At 63.5% G+C, this 22,128-nt stretch carries 1 protein-coding gene; it reads left to right on the forward strand.

Going from position 1 to position 22,128, the window contains the following annotated elements:
* The first annotated feature begins 448 nt into the window (after window positions 1-448).
* The gene (locus KUV45_RS11680) at window positions 449-22,021 is read left to right on the forward strand and encodes an Ig-like domain-containing protein (protein WP_222163152.1); all 21,573 of its coding nucleotides are present in this window, start codon (window positions 449-451) and stop codon (window positions 22,019-22,021) included.
* Window positions 22,022-22,128: the final 107 nt, after the last annotated feature.

The following is a 22,128-nucleotide window of genomic DNA, read 5'->3' on the forward strand; positions in this document are numbered from 1 at the left end:
GCGTGTTCTGGCCAAAATGGCGCGCCCTCAGGGGCGCGCTTTTTTTATGCGCATAGTCTTCTCGCTAAGGCCTGGCATTCGGGCCGAAACAGGATCACGAGACATAAATTGTTGTACGTGGTGCGCAGCGTTGTACATGAAAAATGCGGGAGGCGACATCGCCGACGGTGGGGCAAGCCAACAAGCTAGTACCAGAGGTCGGGGGAGTTTTTGTGCAGTCTGGCTTTTCTCATAACGCGGATATTTTTGTAAGCACGCTAATAGGCGTGAAAAAGCAATAGCATAGGAGAAGAAAAAGGGGAAGACGGGGTGGTGGAGAAAAAGAGGTAGCTCATTGTCCTCTGGTACAGTATTGAGATATCTCGTGCGCATGTAATGTCGTATCTGCACAGCTGTGTGCGTGCGCCAAAAATTATACAGCCCCCAAACGCTATAGAGAGACGCCCCTATGATCATTGCCACCGTTGTTCAGCTTGTTGGTCAAGCTTGGGCCCGTGATGCAGAAGGTAACCTGAGAGCCCTGGCAGAGGGTGACCAGCTTCGCGAGGGCGAGGTGGTGATTACCGGCAATGGGGCGCGCGTCAGGCTCGAACAGGTGGACGGTGCGCCCCTGGTCGAGATGGAGAGCAATGCTCAGATTCTGCTGACTCAAGATGTCGCTGAAGGCAGTGGCGAAGGCGAGCAGGCGCCGGTACTCGAGGACCCTGACGTCGCCAGGGTGCTGGCGCTGCTGGAAGAAAGCGATGGGGATCTGCTGGATATCCTGGAAGCACCGGCTGCGGGGGCTGCTGGTGGCGCTGGGGTCGAAGGCGGGCATGATTTCGTGCGTCTGCTGCGTATTGTTGAGGAAGTGACGCCGCTGTCATTCGAGTATGGCTACCAGCGAGTAGACGAGGAGCTTCCTCAGCAGGAGGGCGGTGGTTCAGACGACGTTGATGAGCCGGTCACGTTGACTGGCTTGGACGGCCCGCAGGGGGGCACCGGCGGTGCCGTGGGCACTGGCGGCGCAGCCGTTGGCTTTGCATCCGCTGAGCAGACCGTCAGCGAGTCCGGGCTTGCCTCAGGTAGCTCGCCCGCTGCTGGCAGTATCGTCAGTGGCAGCTTTGGCGTCAGTGCGCCCGACGGTTTGACCTCCATCACGGTGGGCTCCAGTGGTCCGATCAGCCTGGACCGGCTGAATGGACTTGCCGGTAACCCGCTGGTCATCAATACCCCTCATGGCACCCTGACGCTGACCGGTTATACCGGCGGAACCACGGGTGGCACCGTCAGCTATACCTTCGAGCTCACCACGCCGGTCGATAATGACAGCGCGGATGGTGCCACCGGTGACGGCCTTGTAGAGAGCATCGTGATCACTGCCACGGATACCGATGGCAGCACCACCAGCGGCTTTCTCGATATCGCGATTCTCGATGATGCTCCTCAGGCCTTCGACGATACCGCCGAGACCCAGGAAGACACCCCGGTCACCTACAACGTGCTGGCTAACGACGTTGAAGGCGCGGACGGTGCAACACTGACCACTGCGACGTTGCGTGACCCGAGTCAGGGCAGCGTATCGATCAATGCCGCGGGGGATGTGACCTTTACCCCGGCACCGGGCTTCGAAGGCGAGGCGCTGATCGACTACACCATCACCGATGCCGATGGTGATACCAGCGACGCGGTGTTCAGCGTCACGGTGGCGGAAGACTCCACCCCGACCATCAGCGTGCCGGATGACTCCCCGAGCACCGAAGGCGGTCAGTTCAGGGTCAGCGAAGCGGGCCTGCCTGGCGGCAGTGCCGCGGGCGACGGCAGCCAGACCACCAGCGGCACGCTGCCCATCACCACCGGTGGTGACAACCTGGCCTCGCTGGTCATCAACGGCGTTAACGTCACCGCTGGTGGCACTGTAGTGGGCGACTTCGGCACGCTGACCGTTAGTGTGGGAGCAGATGGCGATTACAGCTGGAGCTACACCCTCGACGGCAGCACCCAGGATCACACCAGCCAGGGCACCGGCAGCGATGACCTGGCGGATCAGTTCGCCATTACGGCCACTGACAGCGACGGCGACGAAGCCTCTACCGACCTGACCATCCAGGTGCAGGACGACGTACCGGTGGCGGTGAATGACAGCGCCAATACCGCGGAAGACACCCCGATCACCTATAACGTGCTGGACAATGACACCCAGGGCGTAGATGGGGCAACGCTGACCGCAGCGACGTTGCGTGACCCGAGCCAGGGCAGCGTATCGATCAATGCCGCGGGTGACGTCACGTTTACCCCGGCACCGGGCTTCGAAGGCGAGGCGCTGATCGACTACACCATCACCGATGCGGATGGTGACACCAGCGATGCGGTGTTCAGCGTCACGGTGGCGGAAGACTCCACCCCGACCATCAGCGTGCCGGATGACTCCCCGAACACCGAAGGCGGCCAGTTCACGGTCAGTGAAGCGGGCCTGGCGGGCGGCAGCGCTGCGGGCGACGGCAGCCAGACCACCAGCGGCACGCTGCCCATCACTACCGGTGGCGACAGCCTGTCCTCGCTGGTCATCAACGGCGTTAACGTCACCGCTGGCGGCACTGTAGTGGGCGACTTCGGCACGCTGACCGTTAGCGTCTCCGACGCTGGCGACTACAGCTGGAGCTACACCCTCGACGGCAGCACCCAGGATCACACCAGCCAGGGCACCGGCAGCGATGACCTGGCAGATCAGTTCGCGATTACGGCCACGGACAGCGACGGCGATGAAGCCTCCACCGACCTGACCATCCAGGTGCAGGACGACGTGCCGGTGGCGGTGAATGACAGCGCCAATACCGCGGAAGACACCCCGATCACCTATAACGTGCTGGACAATGACACCCAGGGCGTGGATGGAGCGAGCGTCTCTGCGGCGACCCTGCGCAATCCCAGCCAGGGCAGTGTGTCCTTCAACAGCGAAACCGGTGAGGTGACCTTTACCCCGGCACCGGGCTTCGAAGGCGAGGCGCTGATCGACTACACCATCACCGATGCCGACGGTGACACCAGCGACGCGGTGTTCAGCGTCACTGTGGCGGAAGACTCCACCCCGACCATCAGCGTGCCGGATGACTCCCCGAGCACCGAAGGCGGTCAGTTCACCGTCAGCGAGGCGGGCCTGCCTGGCGGCAGCGCTGCGGGCGACGGCAGCCAGACCACCAGTGGCACACTGCCCATCACCACCGGTGGCGACAGCCTGGCCTCACTGGTCATCAACGGCGTCAATGTCACCGCTGGTGGCACTGTAGTGGGCGACTTCGGCACGCTGACCGTTAGCGTCTCCGACGCTGGCGACTACAGCTGGAGCTACACCCTCGACGGCAGCACCCAGGATCACACCAGCCAGGGCACCGGCAGCGATGACCTGGCGGATCAGTTCGCCATTACGGCGACAGACAGCGACGGCGACGAGGCCTCCACCGACCTGACCATCCAGGTGCAGGACGACGTACCGGTGGCGGTGAACGACAGTGCCAATACCGCGGAAGACACCCCGATCACCTATAACGTGCTGGACAATGACACCCAGGGCGTGGATGGGGCAACGCTGACCGCAGCAACGTTGCGTGACCCGAGCCAGGGCAGCGTATCGATCAATGCCGCGGGGGATGTGACCTTTACCCCGGCACCGGGCTTCGAAGGCGAAGCGCTGATCGACTACACCATCACCGATGCCGATGGTGATACCAGCGACGCGGTATTCAGCGTCACGGTGGCGGAAGACTCCACGCCGACCATCAGCGTGCCGGATGACTCCCCGAACACCGAAGGTGGCCAGTTCACGGTCAGCGAAGCGGGCCTGCCTGGCGGCAGCGCCGCGGGCGACGGCAGCCAGACCACCAGCGGCACGCTGCCCATCACCACCGGTGGCGACAGCCTGGCGTCACTGGTCATCAACGGCGTTAACGTCACCGCTGGCGGCACCGTGGTAGGCGACTTCGGCACGCTGACCGTCAGCGTCTCCGACGCTGGCGACTACAGCTGGAGCTACACCCTCGACGGCAGCACCCAGGATCACACCAGCCAGGGCACCGGCAGCGATGACCTGGCGGATCAGTTCGCGATTACGGCGACTGACAGCGACGGCGACGAAGCCTCCACCGACCTGACCATCCAGGTACAGGACGACGTGCCGGTGGCGGTGAATGACAGCGCCAATACCGCGGAAGACACCCCGATCACCTATAACGTGCTGGACAATGACACCCAGGGCGTAGATGGGGCAACGCTGACCGCAGCGACGTTGCGTGACCCGAGCCAGGGCAGCGTATCGATCAATGCCGCGGGGGATGTGACCTTTACCCCGGCACCGGGCTTCGAAGGCGAGGCGCTGATCGACTACACCATCACCGATGCGGATGGTGACACCAGCGACGCGGTGTTCAGCGTCACAGTGGCGGAAGACTCCACCCCGACCATCAGCGTGCCGGATGACTCCCCGAACACCGAAGGTGGCCAGTTCACGGTCAGCGAAGCGGGCCTGCCTGGCGGCAGCGCCGCGGGTGACGGCAGCCAGACCACCAGCGGCACACTGCCCATCACCACCGGTGGCGACAGCCTGGCCTCACTGGTCATCAACGGCGTCAACGTCACCGCTGGCGGCACTGTAGTGGGTGGCTTCGGCACGCTGACCGTTAGCGTCTCCGACGCCGGCGACTACAGCTGGAGCTACACCCTCGACGGCAGCACCCAGGATCACACCAGCCAGGGCACCGGCAGCGATGACCTGGCAGATCAGTTCGCGATTACGGCGACGGACAGCGACGGCGACGAAGCCTCCACCGACCTGACCATCCAGGTGCAGGACGACGTGCCGGTGGCGGTAAATGACAGCGCCAATACCGCGGAAGACACGCCGATCACCTATAACGTGCTGGCGAATGACACCCTGGGCGTGGATGGGGCAACGCTGACCGCTGCGACGTTGCGTGACCCGAGCCAGGGCAGCGTATCGATCAATGCCGCGGGGGATGTGACCTTTACCCCGGCGCCGGGCTTCGAAGGCGAAGCGCTGATCGACTACACCATCACCGATGCCGATGGTGATACCAGCGACGCGGTATTCAGCGTCACCGTGGCGGAAGATTCCACCCCGACCATCAGCGTGCCGGATGACTCCCCGAGCACCGAAGGCGGCCAGTTCACGGTCAGCGAGGCGGGCCTGCCTGGCGGCAGCGCCGCGGGCGACGGCAGCCAGACCACCAGCGGCACGCTGCCCATCACCACCGGTGGTGACAGCCTGTCCTCGCTGGTCATCAACGGCGTTAACGTCACCGCTGGTGGCACTGTAGTGGGCGACTTCGGCACGCTGACCGTTAGTGTGGGAGCAGATGGCGACTACAGCTGGAGCTACACCCTCGACGGCAGCACCCAGGATCACACCAGCCAGGGCACCGGCAGCGATGACCTGGCGGATCAGTTCGCCATCACGGCGACGGACAGCGACGGCGACGAAGCCTCTACCGACCTGACCATCCAGGTACAGGACGACGTGCCGGTGGCGGTGAATGACAGCGCCACTACCGCGGAAGACACCCCGATCACCTATAACGTGCTGGACAACGACACCCAGGGCGTAGATGGGGCAACGCTGACCGCAGCAACGTTGCGTGACCCGAGTCAGGGCAGCGTATCGATCAATGCCGCGGGGGATGTGACCTTTACCCCGGCGCCGGGCTTTGAAGGCGAAGCGCTGATCGACTACACCATCACCGATGCCGATGGTGACACCAGCGACGCGGTGTTCAGCGTCACGGTGGCGGAAGACTCTACGCCGACCATCAGCGTGCCGGATGACTCCCCGAGCACCGAAGGCGGTCAGTTCACAGTCAGCGAAGCGGGCCTGCCTGGCGGCAGCGCCGCGGGCGACGGCAGCCAGACCACCAGCGGCACGCTGCCCATCACCACCGGTGGTGACAGCCTGGCCTCGCTGGTGATCAACGGCGTTAACGTCACCGCTGGCGGCACCGTGGTGGGTGACTTCGGTACGCTGACCGTCAGCGTCTCCGACGCCGGCGCCTACAGCTGGAGCTACACCCTCGACGGCAGCACCCAGGATCACACCAGCCAGGGCACCGGCAGCGATGACCTGGCGGATCAGTTCGCCATCACGGCGACGGACAGCGACGGCGACGAAGCCTCTACCGACCTGACCATCCAGGTACAGGACGACGTGCCGGTGGCGGTGAATGACAGCGCCACTACCGCGGAAGACACCCCGATCACCTATAACGTGCTGGACAACGACACCCAGGGCGTAGATGGGGCAACGCTGACCGCAGCAACGTTGCGTGACCCGAGTCAGGGCAGCGTATCGATCAATGCCGCGGGGGATGTGACCTTTACCCCGGCACCGGGCTTCGAAGGCGAGGCGCTGATCGACTACACCATCACCGATGCCGATGGTGACACCAGCGATGCGGTGTTCAGCGTCACGGTGGCGGAAGACTCCACGCCGACCATCAGCGTGCCGGATGACTCCCCGAGCACCGAAGGCGGCCAGTTCACGGTCAGCGAAGCGGGCCTTCCTGGCGGCAGTGCCGCGGGCGACGGCAGCCAGACCACCAGCGGCACGCTGCCCATCACCACCGGTGGTGACAGCCTGGCCTCACTGGTCATCAACGGCGTCAACGTCACCGCTGGCGGCACCGTAGTGGGCGACTTCGGCACGTTGACCGTCAGCGTCTCCGACGCCGGCGACTACAGCTGGAGCTACACCCTCGACGGCAGCACCCAGGATCACACCAGCCAGGGCACCGGCAGCGATGACCTGGCGGATCAGTTCGCCATTACGGCCACTGACAGCGACGGCGACGAAGCCTCTACCGACCTGACCATCCAGGTACAGGACGACGTGCCGGTGGCGGTGAATGACAGCGCCAATACCGCGGAAGACACCCCGATCACCTATAACGTGCTGGCGAATGACACCCAGGGCGTGGATGGGACAACGCTGACCTCAGCGACGTTGCGTGACCCGAGTCAGGGCAACGTATCGATCAATGCCGCGGGTGACGTCACCTTTACCCCGGCGCCGGGCTTCGAAGGCGAGGCGCTGATCGACTACACCATCACCGATACCGATGGTGACACCAGCGGCGCGGTGTTCAGCGTCACCGTGGCGGAAGACTCCACGCCCACCATCAGCGTGCCGGATGACTCCCCGAGCACCGAAGGTGGCCAGTTCACGGTCAGCGAAGCGGGCCTGCCTGGCGGCAGTGCCGCGGGCGACGGCAGCCAGACCACCAGCGGCACGCTGCCCATCACCACCGGTGGTGACAGCCTGGCCTCACTGGTCATCAACGGCGTCAATGTCACCGCTGGCGGCACCGTAGTGGGCGACTTCGGCACGTTGACCGTCAGCGTCTCCGACGCCGGCGACTACAGCTGGAGCTACACCCTCGACGGCAGCACCCAGGATCACACCAGCCAGGGCACCGGCAGCGATGACCTGGCGGATCAGTTCGCCATTACGGCGACTGACAGCGACGGCGACGAAGCCTCCACCGACCTGACCATCCAGGTGCAGGACGACGTACCGGTGGCGGTGAATGACAGCGCCAGCGTGGCTGAGGACACTGCACAGGCCATCTCTGGCAACGTGCTGGCCAATGACACGATCGGTGCCGACAGTTCCGCAGCGCAGCCCGCGACGGTCGCCCTGGATAGCCCCAACGCCACAGGCGAGTTTGGCACTCTGACCCTGAACAGCGATGGCAGCTGGAGCTACACGCTCAACAACAGCGATGCCCGTGTGCAGGCGCTTAGCGGCGACGAAACGCTGACCGAGACCTTTGCCTACACCCTGACCGATGCCGACGGCGACACCTCTCCGGCGACGCTGACCATTACGGTCACCGCCACCGATGATGGTGTGAGCCTGGGCGGCTTGGCCACCGAAGGTGGCGACGTCCAGGTCAGTGAAGCCAACCTGGCGGATGGCAGTGCGGCAGATAGCACTGCGCTGACCCGCGGCGGCAGCTTCACCTTCACCAGCGTGGATGGTGTGGCCAGCGTCCAGGTAGGGGATCAGTCACTGACGCTGAACCAGCTGCAAGGTCTGTCCGCGACCAACCCGGTGGTGGTCGATACGGCCTATGGCAGCCTGTCCCTGACCGGCTTCGATGGAGATGCTGCCAGCGGCACGGTGAGCTATAGCTACACCCTGGATACCCGTGTCGACAACGATAGCCAGGACGGCGCCACCGATAGCGGCTTCACCGAAACGGTGGGGCTGGTGGTGACGGACGATAACGGTAGCGCGTCCAGCGGCAGTCTTCGTATTGCCATTGCGGATGATGCGCCGTCGGCGAGCGATGATAGTGCCAGCGTGGCCGAGGACACTGCACAGGCCATCTCTGGCAATGTGCTGGCCAATGACACGACCGGTGCTGACAGTTCCACAGCGCAGCCCGCGACGGTCGCCCTGGATAGCCCCAGCGCCACAGGCGAGTTTGGCACCCTGACCCTGAACAGCGATGGCAGCTGGAGCTATACGCTCAACAACAGTGATGCCCGTGTGCAGGCGCTTAGCGGTGACGAAACGCTGACCGAGACCTTTGCCTACACCCTGACCGATGCCGACGGCGACACCTCTCCGGCGACGCTGACCATCACGGTTACCGCCACCGATGATGGCGTGAGCCTGAGCGGCTTGGCGGCTGATGGTGGCGACGTCCAGGTCAGTGAAGCCAATCTGGCGGATGGCAGTGCGGCAGACAGCACTGCGCTGACCCGCGGCGGCAGCTTCACCTTCACCAGTGTGGATGGTGTGGCCAGCGTTCAGGTAGGGGATCAGTCACTGACGCTGAACCAGCTGCAAGGTCTGTCCACGACCAACCCGGTGGTGGTCGATACGGCCTATGGCAGCCTGTCCCTGACCGGCTTCGACGGAGACGCTGCCGGCGGTACGGTGAGCTACAGCTACACCCTGGATACCCGGGTCGACAACGATAGCCAGGACGGCGCCACCGATAGCGGCTTCACCGAAACGGTGGGACTGGTGGTGACGGACGATGACGGTACCCGTGGTCAGGCCAGTATCAATATTGCGATCACCGATGATGGTCCGTCACTGCAGATTGGTGACTCCACTGAGCCGGGTACCGCGACAGTGGTGGAAGGCCAGAGTGTCAATGGCAGCTGGACCACCGATGCCGGTGCCGATGGCGCCACCGTTACCGTCAGCGTGGGCAGCGAGACGCTGACGTTGGGCGACGCCGACACCGACGTCGTGACCTTCAATACCGCCGAAGGCGTGTTGACCGTTGGCCGCGATGGCAACTGGACCTTCGAGGCCAATAACAACCTCGACCAGGCTGAGAGCCCGTCGATCAACTTCACTATCGAGACCGTCGATAGCGATGGTGATACCGCCTCCGACAGCCACACCGTCACCATCACCGATGGTACCGGCCCGACGGTTACTGTCACTGACAGCGATCCGGCGAGCACCAACGCCGCCGTGTCCCTGGATGATGCTGACACTGAAGGCGACGCTTCCTCTACGGACGTGGCCAGCCTGACCTTTACCGCGGGCAGCGATGCCATTGCCAGCATCGGCTTTGGCAGCACAGATAATATTGATGTGGATGGCCTTAATGGCACCCTGACCTGGACCCTGAACTCCGCCGGTCAGCTGGAAGGGCGCACCGAAGCCGGTGGTGAACCGGCCATCACCCTGACGCTGAATAACAATGGCTCGGTTACGGCTGGCCAGTCCGCGGTAGTGACCGTGACCGCGACTCTGGCGGACAGCTTGGCCCACGCCGATGGCGTTGATGCACTGACCATCAGCGGGATCACCGTGGTTGGTACCGACACCGACGGCAGCAGCACGTCCGCTAGTGTGGGCGTGACGGTGGCGGACGATCAGCCCGAAATCGCCATTACCGATGCCCCCGAAACAGTCGTGGAAGGTCAGAGCGTCAACGGCAGCTGGACGACCGATGCCGGTGCCGATGGCGCCACTGTTACGGTGACCGTGGGAGGTGACTCCCTGGTTCTGGGTACCGCAGCAGATGCTACGGTGTCCTTCGATCTGACCGAAGGCACCCTGACTGTCGGCCGCGATGGCAGCTGGACCTTCGAGGCGAAAAACAACCTCGACCAGGCAGAGAGCCCGTCGGTCAACTTCACTATCGAGACCGTCGATAGCGATGGTGACACCGCCTCCGATAGCCACACCGTCACCATCACCGACGGCACTGGCCCGACGGTCACCGTTACCGACAGCGATCCGGCGACCACCAACGCCGCCGTGTCCCTGGACGATGCTGACACTGAAGGCGACGCTTCCTCTACGGACGTGGCGAGCCTGACCTTTACCGCGGGCAGTGATGCGATTGCCAGCATCGGCTTTGGCGATACCGGCGCCATCAGCGTTGATGGCCTGGATGGCACCCTGACCTGGACCCTGAACTCCGCCGGTCAGCTGGAAGGGCGTACCGAAGCCGGTGGCGAGCCGGCCATCACCCTGACGCTGAACAACAACGGCTCGGTCACGGCTGGCCAGTCCGCGGTAGTGACCGTGACCGCGACTCTGGCCGACAGCCTGGTCCACGCCGATGGCGTTGATGCACTGACCATCAGCGGCATCACCGTGGTCGGCACCGACACCGACGGCAGCAGCACCGAGGCAAGCGTCTCGGTCAGCGTGGCTGACGATCAGCCGACGCTGCAGATTGGTGACTCCACTGAGCCAGGTACCGCGACAGTCGTGGAAGGCCAGAGCGTCAATGGCAGCTGGACCACCGATGCCGGTGCCGACGGTGCCATCGTTACCGTAAGCGTGGGCAGCGAGACGCTGACGTTGGGCGACGCCGACAACGACGTCGTGACCTTCAATACCGCCGAAGGCGTGTTGACCGTTGGCCGCGATGGCAGCTGGACCTTCGAGACCAACAACAACCTCGACCAGGCAGAGAACCCGTCGATCAATTTCACTATCGAAACCGTCGATAGCGATGGTGATACCGCCTCCGACAGCCACACCGTCACCATCACCGACGGTACTGGCCCGACGGTCACCGTCACCGACAGCGATCCGGCGACCACCAACGCCGCGGTGTCCCTGGACGATGCCGACACCGAAGGCGACGCTTCCTCTACGGACGTGGCCAGCCTGACCTTTACGGCGGGCAGTGATGCGATTGCCAGCATCGGCTTTGGCAGCACAGATAATATTGATGTTGATGGCCTTAATGGCACCCTGACCTGGACGCTGAACTCCGCCGGTCAGCTGGAAGGGCGCACCGAAGCTGGTGGCGAACCCGCCATCACCCTGACGCTGAATAACAATGGCTCGGTTACGGCTGGCCAGTCCGCGGTAGTGACCGTGACCGCGACTCTGGCGGACAGCCTGGTCCACGCCGATGGCGTCGATGCACTGACCATCAGCGGAATCACCGTGGTCGGTACCGACACCGACGGCACCAGTACGTCCGCTAGTGTGGGCGTGACGGTGGCCGACGATCAGCCGACGCTGCAGATTGGCGACTCCACTGAGCCTGGCACCGCGACAGTGGTGGAAGGCCAGAGCGTCAACGGCAGCTGGACCACCGATGCCGGTGCCGACGGCGCCACCGTTACCGTCAGCGTGGGCAGCGAGACGCTGACACTGGGCGACGCCGACACCGACGTCGTTACCTTCAATACCGCCGAAGGCGTGTTGACCGTTGGCCGTGATGGCAGCTGGACCTTCGAGGCGAACAACAACCTCGACCAGGCAGAGAGCCCGTCGATCAACTTCACTATCGAGACCGTCGATACCGATGGTGATACCGCCTCCGATAGCCACACCGTCACCATCACCGACGGTACTGGCCCGACGGTCACCGTTACCAGTGGCGACGATGATCCGGCAACCGAGAGCCTGGATCTTACGCTGGACGAAGTGGGTACCATCGGCGGCGCAGAGCAGGACTCTGGCGTGCTGACCTTCACTGCAGGCAGCGACAACCTGACCAGTTTCAGGTTTGCCAATATTGCAACAGACGGCAGCGTGTCAGGCATTACCACCGCTGGGCTGGAGCCAGGGCAGACGCTGGTATGGACGGCGAATGCGAATGGCCAGCTCGAAGGCCGCTTGGGTGGTAGCACTGCTGTCGCGGTGACCCTGTCCCTTGCTGCTCCAGCGTCAGTGGAAGCGGGTGAGGACGGTATCGTGCGGGTTACCGCTGAACTCAGCGAGGCCCTCCCGCATGAGGTGGCCGACGCGCTGGCGAACTCGCTTTCTATTAGCGGCATCGGAGTTGTTGCGACCGAGGCTGACGGTGATAGTGCCACGGCCCAGGTGACCGTCAACGTCATTGATTCGGCACCGCAGGCCGTGGCTGACGTGAACGCCATTACCGAAGACACCGCCTCCGTCTCTGGCAACGTCATCGACGGTGCTGCAGATGATGCCGGTGCCGACACCCTGGGAGCCGATAGCACCACGGTCACCGCGGTGACCAGCGACAACGCCAGCGGTAACAGCGCCACCACCAATGCGGATGGTGAGCTGGTGATCCAGGGCGAGTACGGCACCCTGACCATCGCAGCCGATGGCAGCTATAGCTACGCGCTGGATAACGCCAACCCGGCCGTCCAGGGGCTGGACGGCAGCGAGTCGGTGACCGAGGTGTTTACCTACACGCTGACCGACGCGGACAGTGACGCCAGCAGCACGACCCTGACCCTGACCATCAACGGCCAGGAAGATGACCTGCCCACCATCACCGTGACCGACAGCGACGGTAACGTGACCGGCGCCGACAACAGCGTGGAGGAGGACAGCGGTGAGACCGTGTCCGGCACCTTCACCGTGGGCGGCAGTGCAGGTATTGCGGGTGTGACGGTGGCTGGCATTGATGTCACCGGTGCCACCCAGGCGAATCCTGTGGTCATCACCACGGGCACCCAGGGAACCCTGACTATCACCGGCTTCGATGCCGCGACGGGCGAGTTCAGCTATAGCTACACCGAGACCGGCGGCCCAGCCGAGCACAACGCGGCCAACGACAATATCGTCGACAGCTTCGCGATCGTGGTGACCGACAACGAAGGTGATACCGCCAGCGATAGCCTGGATATCCAGATCCTGGATACCGCGCCGCAGGCCGTAGCCGACGTTAACGCCATCACCGAAGACACCGCCTCCGTCTCTGGCAATGTCATTGACGGTGCTGCCGATGATGCCGGTGCCGACACCCTGGGAGCCGATAGCACCACGGTCACCGCGGTGACCAGCGACAACGCCAGCGGCAACACCGCCACCACCAATGCGGATGGTGAACTGGTGATTCAGGGCGAGTACGGCACCCTGACCATCGCGCCCGATGGCAGCTACAGCTACGCGTTGGACAACACCAACCCGGCCGTTCAGGGGCTGGACGGCAGCGAGTCGGTGACCGAGGTGTTTACCTACACCCTGACCGACGCCGACAGCGACGCCAGCAGCACCACTCTGACCCTGACCATCAACGGCCAGGAAGATGACCTGCCCACCATCACCGTGACCGACAGTGACGGGAACGTGACCGGCGCCGACAACAGCGTGGAAGAGGATAGCGGCGAGACCGTCACCGGCACCTTCACCGTGGGCGGCAGCGCGGGCATTGCGGGTGTGACGGTGGCAGGCGTTGATGTCACCGGTGCCACCCAGGCGAATCCTGTGGTCATCACCACGGGCACCCAGGGAACCCTGACCATCACCGGCTTCGATGCCGCGACGGGCGAGTTCAGCTACAGCTACACCGAGACCGGGGGTCCGGCAGAGCACAACGCGGCCAACGACAATATCGTCGACAGCTTCGCGATCGTGGTGACCGACAACGAAGGTGATACCGCCAGCGATAGCCTGGATATCCAGATCCTGGATACCGCGCCGCAGGCCGTGGCTGACGTGAACGCTATCACCGAAGACACCGCGTCCGTCTCTGGCAACGTCATTGACGGTGCTGCAGATGATGCCGGTGCGGACACCCTGGGAGCCGATAGCACCACGGTCACCGCGGTGACCAGCGACAACGCCAGCGGCAACCGCGCCACCACCAATGCGGATGGTCAGCTGGTGATCCAGGGCGAGTACGGCACCCTGGCCATCGCACCCGATGGCAGCTACAGCTACGCGCTGGACAACACCAACCCGGCGGTACAGGGGCTGGACGGCAGCGAGTCGGTGACCGAGGTGTTTACCTACACGCTGACCGACGCCGACAGCGATGCCAGCAGCACGACCCTGACCCTGACCATCAACGGCCAGGAAGATGACCTGCCCACCATCACCGTGACCGACAGCGACGGGAACGTGACCGGCGCCGACAACAGCGTGGAGGAGGACAGCGGCGAGACCGTCACCGGCACCTTCACCGTGGGCGGCAGCGCGGGCATTGCGGGTGTGACGGTGGCAGGCGTTGATGTCACCGGCGCCACCCAGGCGAACCCTGTGGTCATCACCACGGGCACCCAGGGAACCCTGAGCATCACCGGCTTCGATGCCGCGACGGGCGAGTTCAGCTACAGCTACACCGAGACCGGGGGCCCGGCCGAGCACAACGCGGCCAACGACAATATCGTCGACAGCTTCGCGATTGTGGTGACCGACAACGAAGGCGACACCGCCAGCGATAGCCTGGATATCCAGATCCTGGATACCGCACCGCAGGCCGTGGCTGACGTTAACGCCATCACCGAAGACACCGCGTCTGTGTCAGGCAACGTCATTGACGGTGCTGCAGATGATGCCGGTGCGGACACCCTGGGAGCCGATGCCACCACGGTCACCGCGGTGACCAGTGACAACGCTAGCGGCAACACCGCCACCACCAATGCGGATGGTCAGCTGGTGATTCAGGGCGAGTACGGTACCCTGACCATCGCACCCGATGGCAGCTATAGCTACGCGCTGGATAACGCCAACCCGGCCGTCCAGGGGCTGGACGGCAGCGAGTCGGTGACCGAGGTGTTTACCTACACGCTGACCGACGCCGACAGCGACGCCAGCAGCACCACTCTGACCCTGACCATCAACGGCCAGGAAGATGACCTGCCCACCATCACCGTGACCGACAGCGACGGGAACGTGACCGGCGCCGACAACAGCGTGGAGGAGGACAGCGGCGAGACCGTCACCGGCACCTTCACCGTGGGCGGCAGCGCGGGCATTGCGGGTGTGACGGTGGCAGGCGTTGATGTCACCGGCGCCACCCAGGCGAACCCTGTGGTCATCACCACGGGCACCCAGGGAACCCTGACTATCACCGGCTTCGATGCCGCGACGGGCGAGTTCAGCTACAGCTACACCGAGACCGGCGGCCCAGCCGAGCACAACGCGGCCAACGACAATATCGTCGACAGCTTCGCGATCGTGGTGACCGACAACGAAGGTGATACCGCCAGCGACAGCCTGGATATCCAGATCCTGGATACCGCGCCGCAGGCCGTAGCCGACGTGAATGCCATCACCGAAGACACCGCCTCCGTGTCGGGCAATGTCATTGACGGCGCTGCAGATGATGCCGGTGCCGACACCCTGGGAGCCGATGCCACCACGGTCACCGCGGTGACCAGCGACAACGCCAGCGGCAACACTGCTACCACCAATGCGGCTGGTGAACTGGTGATTCAGGGCGAGTACGGCACCCTGACCATCGCACCCGATGGCAGCTACAGCTACGCGCTGGATAACGCCAACCCGGCGGTACAGGGGCTGGACGGCAGCGAGTCGGTGACCGAGGTGTTTACCTACACCCTGACCGACGCCGACAGCGACGCCAGCAGTACGACCCTGACCCTGACCATCAACGGCCAGGAAGATGACCTGCCCACCATCACCGTGACCGACAGTGACGGGAACGTGACCGGTGCCGACAACAGCGTGGAAGAGGACAGCGGCGAGACCGTCACCGGCACCTTCACCGTGGGCGGCAGCGCGGGTGTGGCCAGCGTGACCATCGGCGGTGTGGAGCTGGTGGGAGCGGACTTCACCACTCCGGTGAGCATCCCCAACAACGGTGGACAGGGCAGCCTGACCATCACCGGCTTCGATGCCGCGACAGGCGAGTTTAGCTACAGCTACACCGAGACCGGAGGCCCGGCCGAGCACAACGCGGCCAACGACAATATCGTCGACAGCTTCGCGATCGTGGTGACTGACAACGAAGGCGACACCGCCAGCGACAGCCTGGATATCCAGATCCTGGATACCGCACCGCAGGCCGTGGCTGACGTTAACGCCATCACCGAAGACACGGCGTCCGTCTCTGGCAACGTGGTGTCTGACGGAACTGGTGCGGACACCCTGGGAGCCGATGCCACCACGGTCACCGCGGTGACTAGCGACAACGCCAGCGGCAACACCGCCACCACCAATGCGGATGGTGAACTGGTGATTCAGGGCGAGTACGGCACCCTGACCATCGCACCCGATGGCAGCTATAGCTACGCGCTGGACAACACCAACCCGGCGGTACAGGGTCTGGACGGCAGCGAGTCGGTCACCGAGGTGTTTACCTACACCCTGACCGACGCCGACAGTGACGCCAGCAGCACCACCCTGACCCTGACCATCAACGGCCAGGAAGATGACCTGCCCACCATCACCGTGACCGACAGTGACGGGAACGTGACCGGCGCCGACAACAGCGTGGAAGAGGACAGCGGCGAGACCGTCACCGGCACCTTCACCGTGGGCGGCAGCGCGGGCATTGCGGGGGTGACGGTGGCTGGCATTGATGTCACTGGCGCCACCCAGGCGAATCCTGTGGTCATCACCACGGGCACCCAGGGAACCCTGACCATCACCGGCTTTGATGCCGCGACAGGCGAGTTCAGCTATAGCTACACCGAGACCGGCGGCCCGGCCGAGCACAACGCGGCCAACGACAATATCGTCGACAGCTTCGTGATTGTGGTGACCGACAACGAAGGCGACACTGCCAGCGATAGCCTGGATATCCAGATCCTGGATACCGCGCCTGTTGCTGCCGATGATCGCGTCGACGGTGTGCAGTCCTCGCAGGTTGTGTCGAAAGACGCCACCGAAGGGCTGCTGTCCAATGATGATCAGGGAGCGGATGGCGCCAGAGTGACGGCGGTAGACCTTTCCTCGCTGCAAGGTAGCCTCGAGTGGAACGCCGACGGCAGCTTCGTCTACACCGCGACGGAGTCCGGCAGCTACACCGAAGTGGTGCGCTACACCATTACGGACGCCGATGGTGATACCAGCGAAGCTACGCTGACCATCCAGGTTGAGAATGGCGTGCCGAGCACTCAGCCCAGCAACGTGCAGGTCAACGAAGCAGGCCTTGACGGCGGCTCCCAGGCGGGGAATGGCTCGGCGACGGTCACCGGGCAGCTGGTCGCGACGGATCCCCAGAGCGACACGCTGACCTTCAAGGCGGAGACCATCAAAGGGGAGTACGGAGACATCGTGATCCGTGCCGATGGCTCATTCACCTACACCTTGACCAAGCCAGTGACGTCCTCCGACAACCCGGTGGACGATGCAGAGAGCTTCACCTACACCGTCACCGACAGCCAGGGCAACTCGGCAACTGGCACCATCACCGTAGATGTGATTGATGACGTACCGCAGGCCGTCAATGACACACCGGCCGCGCTGCAGTCAGGCACATCGCTGACGACCACGGCCGACAATGGCCTGCTGGCCAACGACGTGCAGGGCGCAGATGGTGCCGAGGTGGTGTCGATCGATACCAGCGGACTGCGTGGCGAGCTGACGTGGAATGCCGACGGTAGCTATACCTACACCGCGGAAGCCAACGCCAGCTATGAAGAAGTGGTGACCTACGTGATTCGTGACGCCGACGGCGACACGAGTCAGACCAACGTCAAGTTTGTGGTGACGGATGGTTCCCCGACCGCCAATCAAGCAACAGCAACGGTCAGCGAGGCCGGTCTTGCCGCTGGTAGCGACGCCGGCAGCGGCAGTCACAGCGTGTCCGGGCAGCTGAGTGCAACCGATGCCCAGGGAGATGACCTGAGCTACACCGAAGCGCGGATCGAGGGGGATCATGGCGTACTGGTGATCAGCAGCGATGGTTCCTTTACCTATACGTTGAGCAGCGCTGTGACCGGGAGCCAGGCGGACAATGGCGGCAACACGCTGACCGCCCAGGAGACCTTCAACTACAGCGTGACCGATGCCCACGGCAATACCGCCAGTGCCAGCATCAGCATCAACATTGTGGATGACGTGCCGCAGGCGGTGGATGACACGGCCGCCACGGCTGAGGACACCGCGGTCACCGTTGATGTGCTGGCCAATGACATTGGCGGAGCCGATGGTGCTGTGCTGCAGTCGGCTGCACTGGCGCCTGGACACGAGTCTGCCGGTCGGGTGACGGTGAACAGTAGCACCGGAGAACTGACCTTCACGCCAGGACCTGGGGTAGAGGGAACCGTCGTCATTCGCTACACCATCGTCGACGCCGATGGAGATACCAGCGAGGCCAGCTTGACCGTCAATGTGGCTGCGGATTCTCGACCCGAGGGGGCTATCGACAAGGCGCTGCTCGATGAAGACGGATTGCCGGGCGGGATCGCTGGCGGCGTCGGTGACCTGGCGGGTGAGGCCACAGTGGTCAGCGGTACACTGGGCTACTCCTTCGGCGCGGACGGTGCTGCCAGCCAGAACGCCTTTGCCTGGAGCCTGTCGGGACTGCCGAACGTATCCTCTGGCGGGGAGCCGGTCAGCTATGGCCTGAGCAACGATGGACGTACGCTCACAAGCCGTGATGCCTCCGGAGCTCTGGTGCTGAGCGTGGCGCTGACGGACGTCGCCAGCGGTGCCTACGAAGTGACCCTGCATCAGCCGCTGGATCACCCTGACAGTGAGAGTGAGGATGTCCTGGCGTTCAAGATCGGCTACAGCGTCACCGACGGTGACGGCAGTTCTGCCGATGGGGCGCTCCAGGTGCTGATCAATGACGACAGCCCTGAGGCGTTCACGGCGCAGACCGCTACCCTGAGGGATGGCGGCGGTGGCAGCATCGACTTTGCCGACGCCGCAGGGGCAGATGGCGTATCCAATGTGGTGTTTGCCGGCATGGATGGCCAGGTCGCCACGGACACCGATGGTCAGCCGCTGTACTTTGAAGGTGAAGCCTTGACCTATCGCATGTCCGCTGACGGTTCTCAGCTTGACGCTGTGACGGCGGATGGCACCGTCGGCTTCAGCGTGGTGCTGGACGCTGCGGGCGACAGCTACCGTCTCGAGGTCAGTGATGGCGACGTCAGCAACGGGCGCACCGAACGAGCGGAAGTGTCGGATCTGGATCTCTCGGGTGTTGTGCGCTACCACGGCGCCAACTATCAGGATCTAGAAACTGACAACGATGTCCTGTACTCGACGCCCAATGGCGTCGGCATCGTGCCGCTTGAGGGCGGAATTGGTGTGGCCGGCGGCCTCAGTACGGGGATCGAACTCAATGAGGCTATTCGCATCAGCTTCCTGGACAGCCTGGCATTCTCGGATGTGGGAGAGCCGAGCTGGCAAGGGCATGAGCGCGTAGCTGAAGTGCGCCAGACCATCCACGTCGATGGGGATAATGCGAAGGCCGTGGTGACCGTCGCTGCCATCGACTATGTGGCAGACGGTGCGGGCGGTGGCTCACCGGCCCAAGGGGCGAGCAGTGACTTCCGTCTGACTGTGGACGATGTGCGCATCGTCGACCACACGGGCACCGATGTGACCAGCCAGGTTGGCATCACTGTCGACGGTGCGGGCCGACTGGTGCTGGATGGCATGCAGGATGGCTGGTCATTCGTGCTGAGCCCGGAAGGCGGCATGGAGGGCATCGAAGTCACCGGCGGTGGCACAGTACCGTTCGTGCTGGGAGACATGGACTATCGCCTGGGTGAGGCAAGCAATGCCTTTGATATCGAGCTTGGGTTGTCGGGCATCGACGGTGATGGAGACACCGCCAGCGGTAGTCTGACCCTCGAAGTCAGCGCTCCGGATCAGCTGTTTGTCGGTGATAATTCCGACAACAGCGTGACCGGTGGCGGTGGCAGCGATGTCATGATCGGCGACGGCGGAGGCAAGTTCACCGTCATCAACCCGGCCCAGAACTACAACGTTTCGTTGATCCTCGACAGCTCCGGCAGCATGAGCGCTGACTCGGGCACGCAGGGTCTGTCGCGCATGGCGTTGGCGAAGCAGGCCCTGGCCAACCTGGTGGAGCAGCTGGCGGACTTTGACGGCATCATCAATCTGCAGGTGGTCGACTTTGATACTGGGGCGCGGTTTACCCAGACCCTGGATCTTGGCTCGTCAGAGAGCGAAGTGGACCGTATCGTCGACTACATCAATAGTGTCGACGGTTCGCGCAACTCGGGAGGTGGTACCAACTACGAGGCGGCCTTCGAGGCCTCCAAGGGATGGCTCGAGGAGCAGTCCGCGGCTAACGGCTACGACAACCTGACGTACTTCCTGACCGATGGTTTGCCGACCTTCTACGTCACCGATAGCGGTGGTACCGGTGGTAATGGTAGGGATACCGGCTTTAACGAGGTCAACAACGCTCTGGAAGCCTTCGAGGGCCTGTCCGCCATCAGTCGCGTCGAGGCCATCGGTATCGGTTCGGGGATCAACGAAGACGTGCTGCGCTTCTTTGATAACACCGATGTGACGGGCGTCAGCCAGGTGATTCCTTACTCCTCGGCCTCCTACACCGGAAGCCGCGGCTTGGTGGACTTCTCTGGCAGCGATAGCCCGTTGGATACGCAGACGGGCTGGACGAAGTCCGGCGACAGCTCCGGTTTGTTGACCGTTGGTGGAGGCTACCTGACCCTGACGGATGTGTTCTCCGGGGGTAACTCGGGACGAGCGGTAGCGACGAGCAGGGCCTTCACCCTCGAGGCACCGGAGCACGGCTATTCTACCCTTCAGTTCCGCTATCAGACGGATGCCTACGGCGGTTCAGACAACTTCCAATACTTCGTGCAGCAGTCGGACGGACAAGGTGGCTGGAATACAGTCCATTCCGGCCGAGGTGGCCAAAGCACTTCCTGGTCCACGTTCGAGACAGGAGTTCTGGAAAGCGGCGTCTATCGGATCGTTCTGGATGTCTATAACGGCAGTGGCGCGGAGGATTGGATCCGGCTCGATGACATCACCATCAGGGATTACGAGTACCCGACAGCTCCGGTGGGCGAGGCCTCCATCGTCAACACGGCAGAAGAACTGGAAGCGGTACTCAACGGCGGGTCTTCCTTCGACAAGCTGGCGGCCCTTGGCGATGACACGCTCGATGGCACGGACCGTGCCGACATCATCTTTGGTGACACCGTCAACACCGACCACTTGGAGTGGACCGATGGTAGCGGCAAGGTGTTTGCTGCCGGTGAACATGATGGTCTGGGCTTCTCGGGTCTGTTCGAGTTCCTGAAATGGTCCGAAAACGGCGGTAGCGATCCTGATCAGGATCAGATCATGGATTACATTCGCAGCAACTATGAGGCGTTGCTCGATAGCGGCCGCAAGGATGGTGGCGCTGACACCCTGAAAGGCGGTGACGGTGACGACGTGCTGATCGGCGGGGGCGGCAATGACACCCTGCACGGTGAGGATGGCGATGACCTGCTGCTGGGTGGTGCGGGTGACGACCTACTGCTGGGTGGACTCGGTGCCGACACCTTCGCCTGGGTCCTGGGTGACCAGGGCGAGACAGGCGCCGCCGCCGATGACGTGATCGCGGACTTCCATGTCGCGGCGGCGGGCACGGCGCCTGGCACGGATCCAGAGGCCGACGTGCTGGATCTGAGCGATCTGTTGCAAGGCTTCGATGCAAGTGATGATCAGCAGTCACTGAACGACTTCATCCACGCTGAGCAGGACGGTGATGACGTGGTGCTGTACATCAAGAGCGACGGTGGGCTGGCTGGCGATAATGCCAATGCCGATCAGTTGATTACCCTGGAAGGGGCGAGCATGTCAGGGCAGTCGGGCGAAGACTTCTTGACCCAGCTGCTGAACCAGGGACAGCTGGACGTCTGATCACGCCAGTGGGCGGGAGACGACGGGACAGTCAACAATCGTCAGTGGTTGCAGGTCGAGGGGGCCCCATCCGTGGGGCCCTAACGAGAATCGAGCAGCGCCCCTGC

Source organism: Halomonas sp. DP3Y7-2, assembly GCF_019800795.1.
Taxonomy (GTDB): Bacteria; Pseudomonadota; Gammaproteobacteria; order Pseudomonadales; family Halomonadaceae; genus Halomonas; species Halomonas litopenaei_A.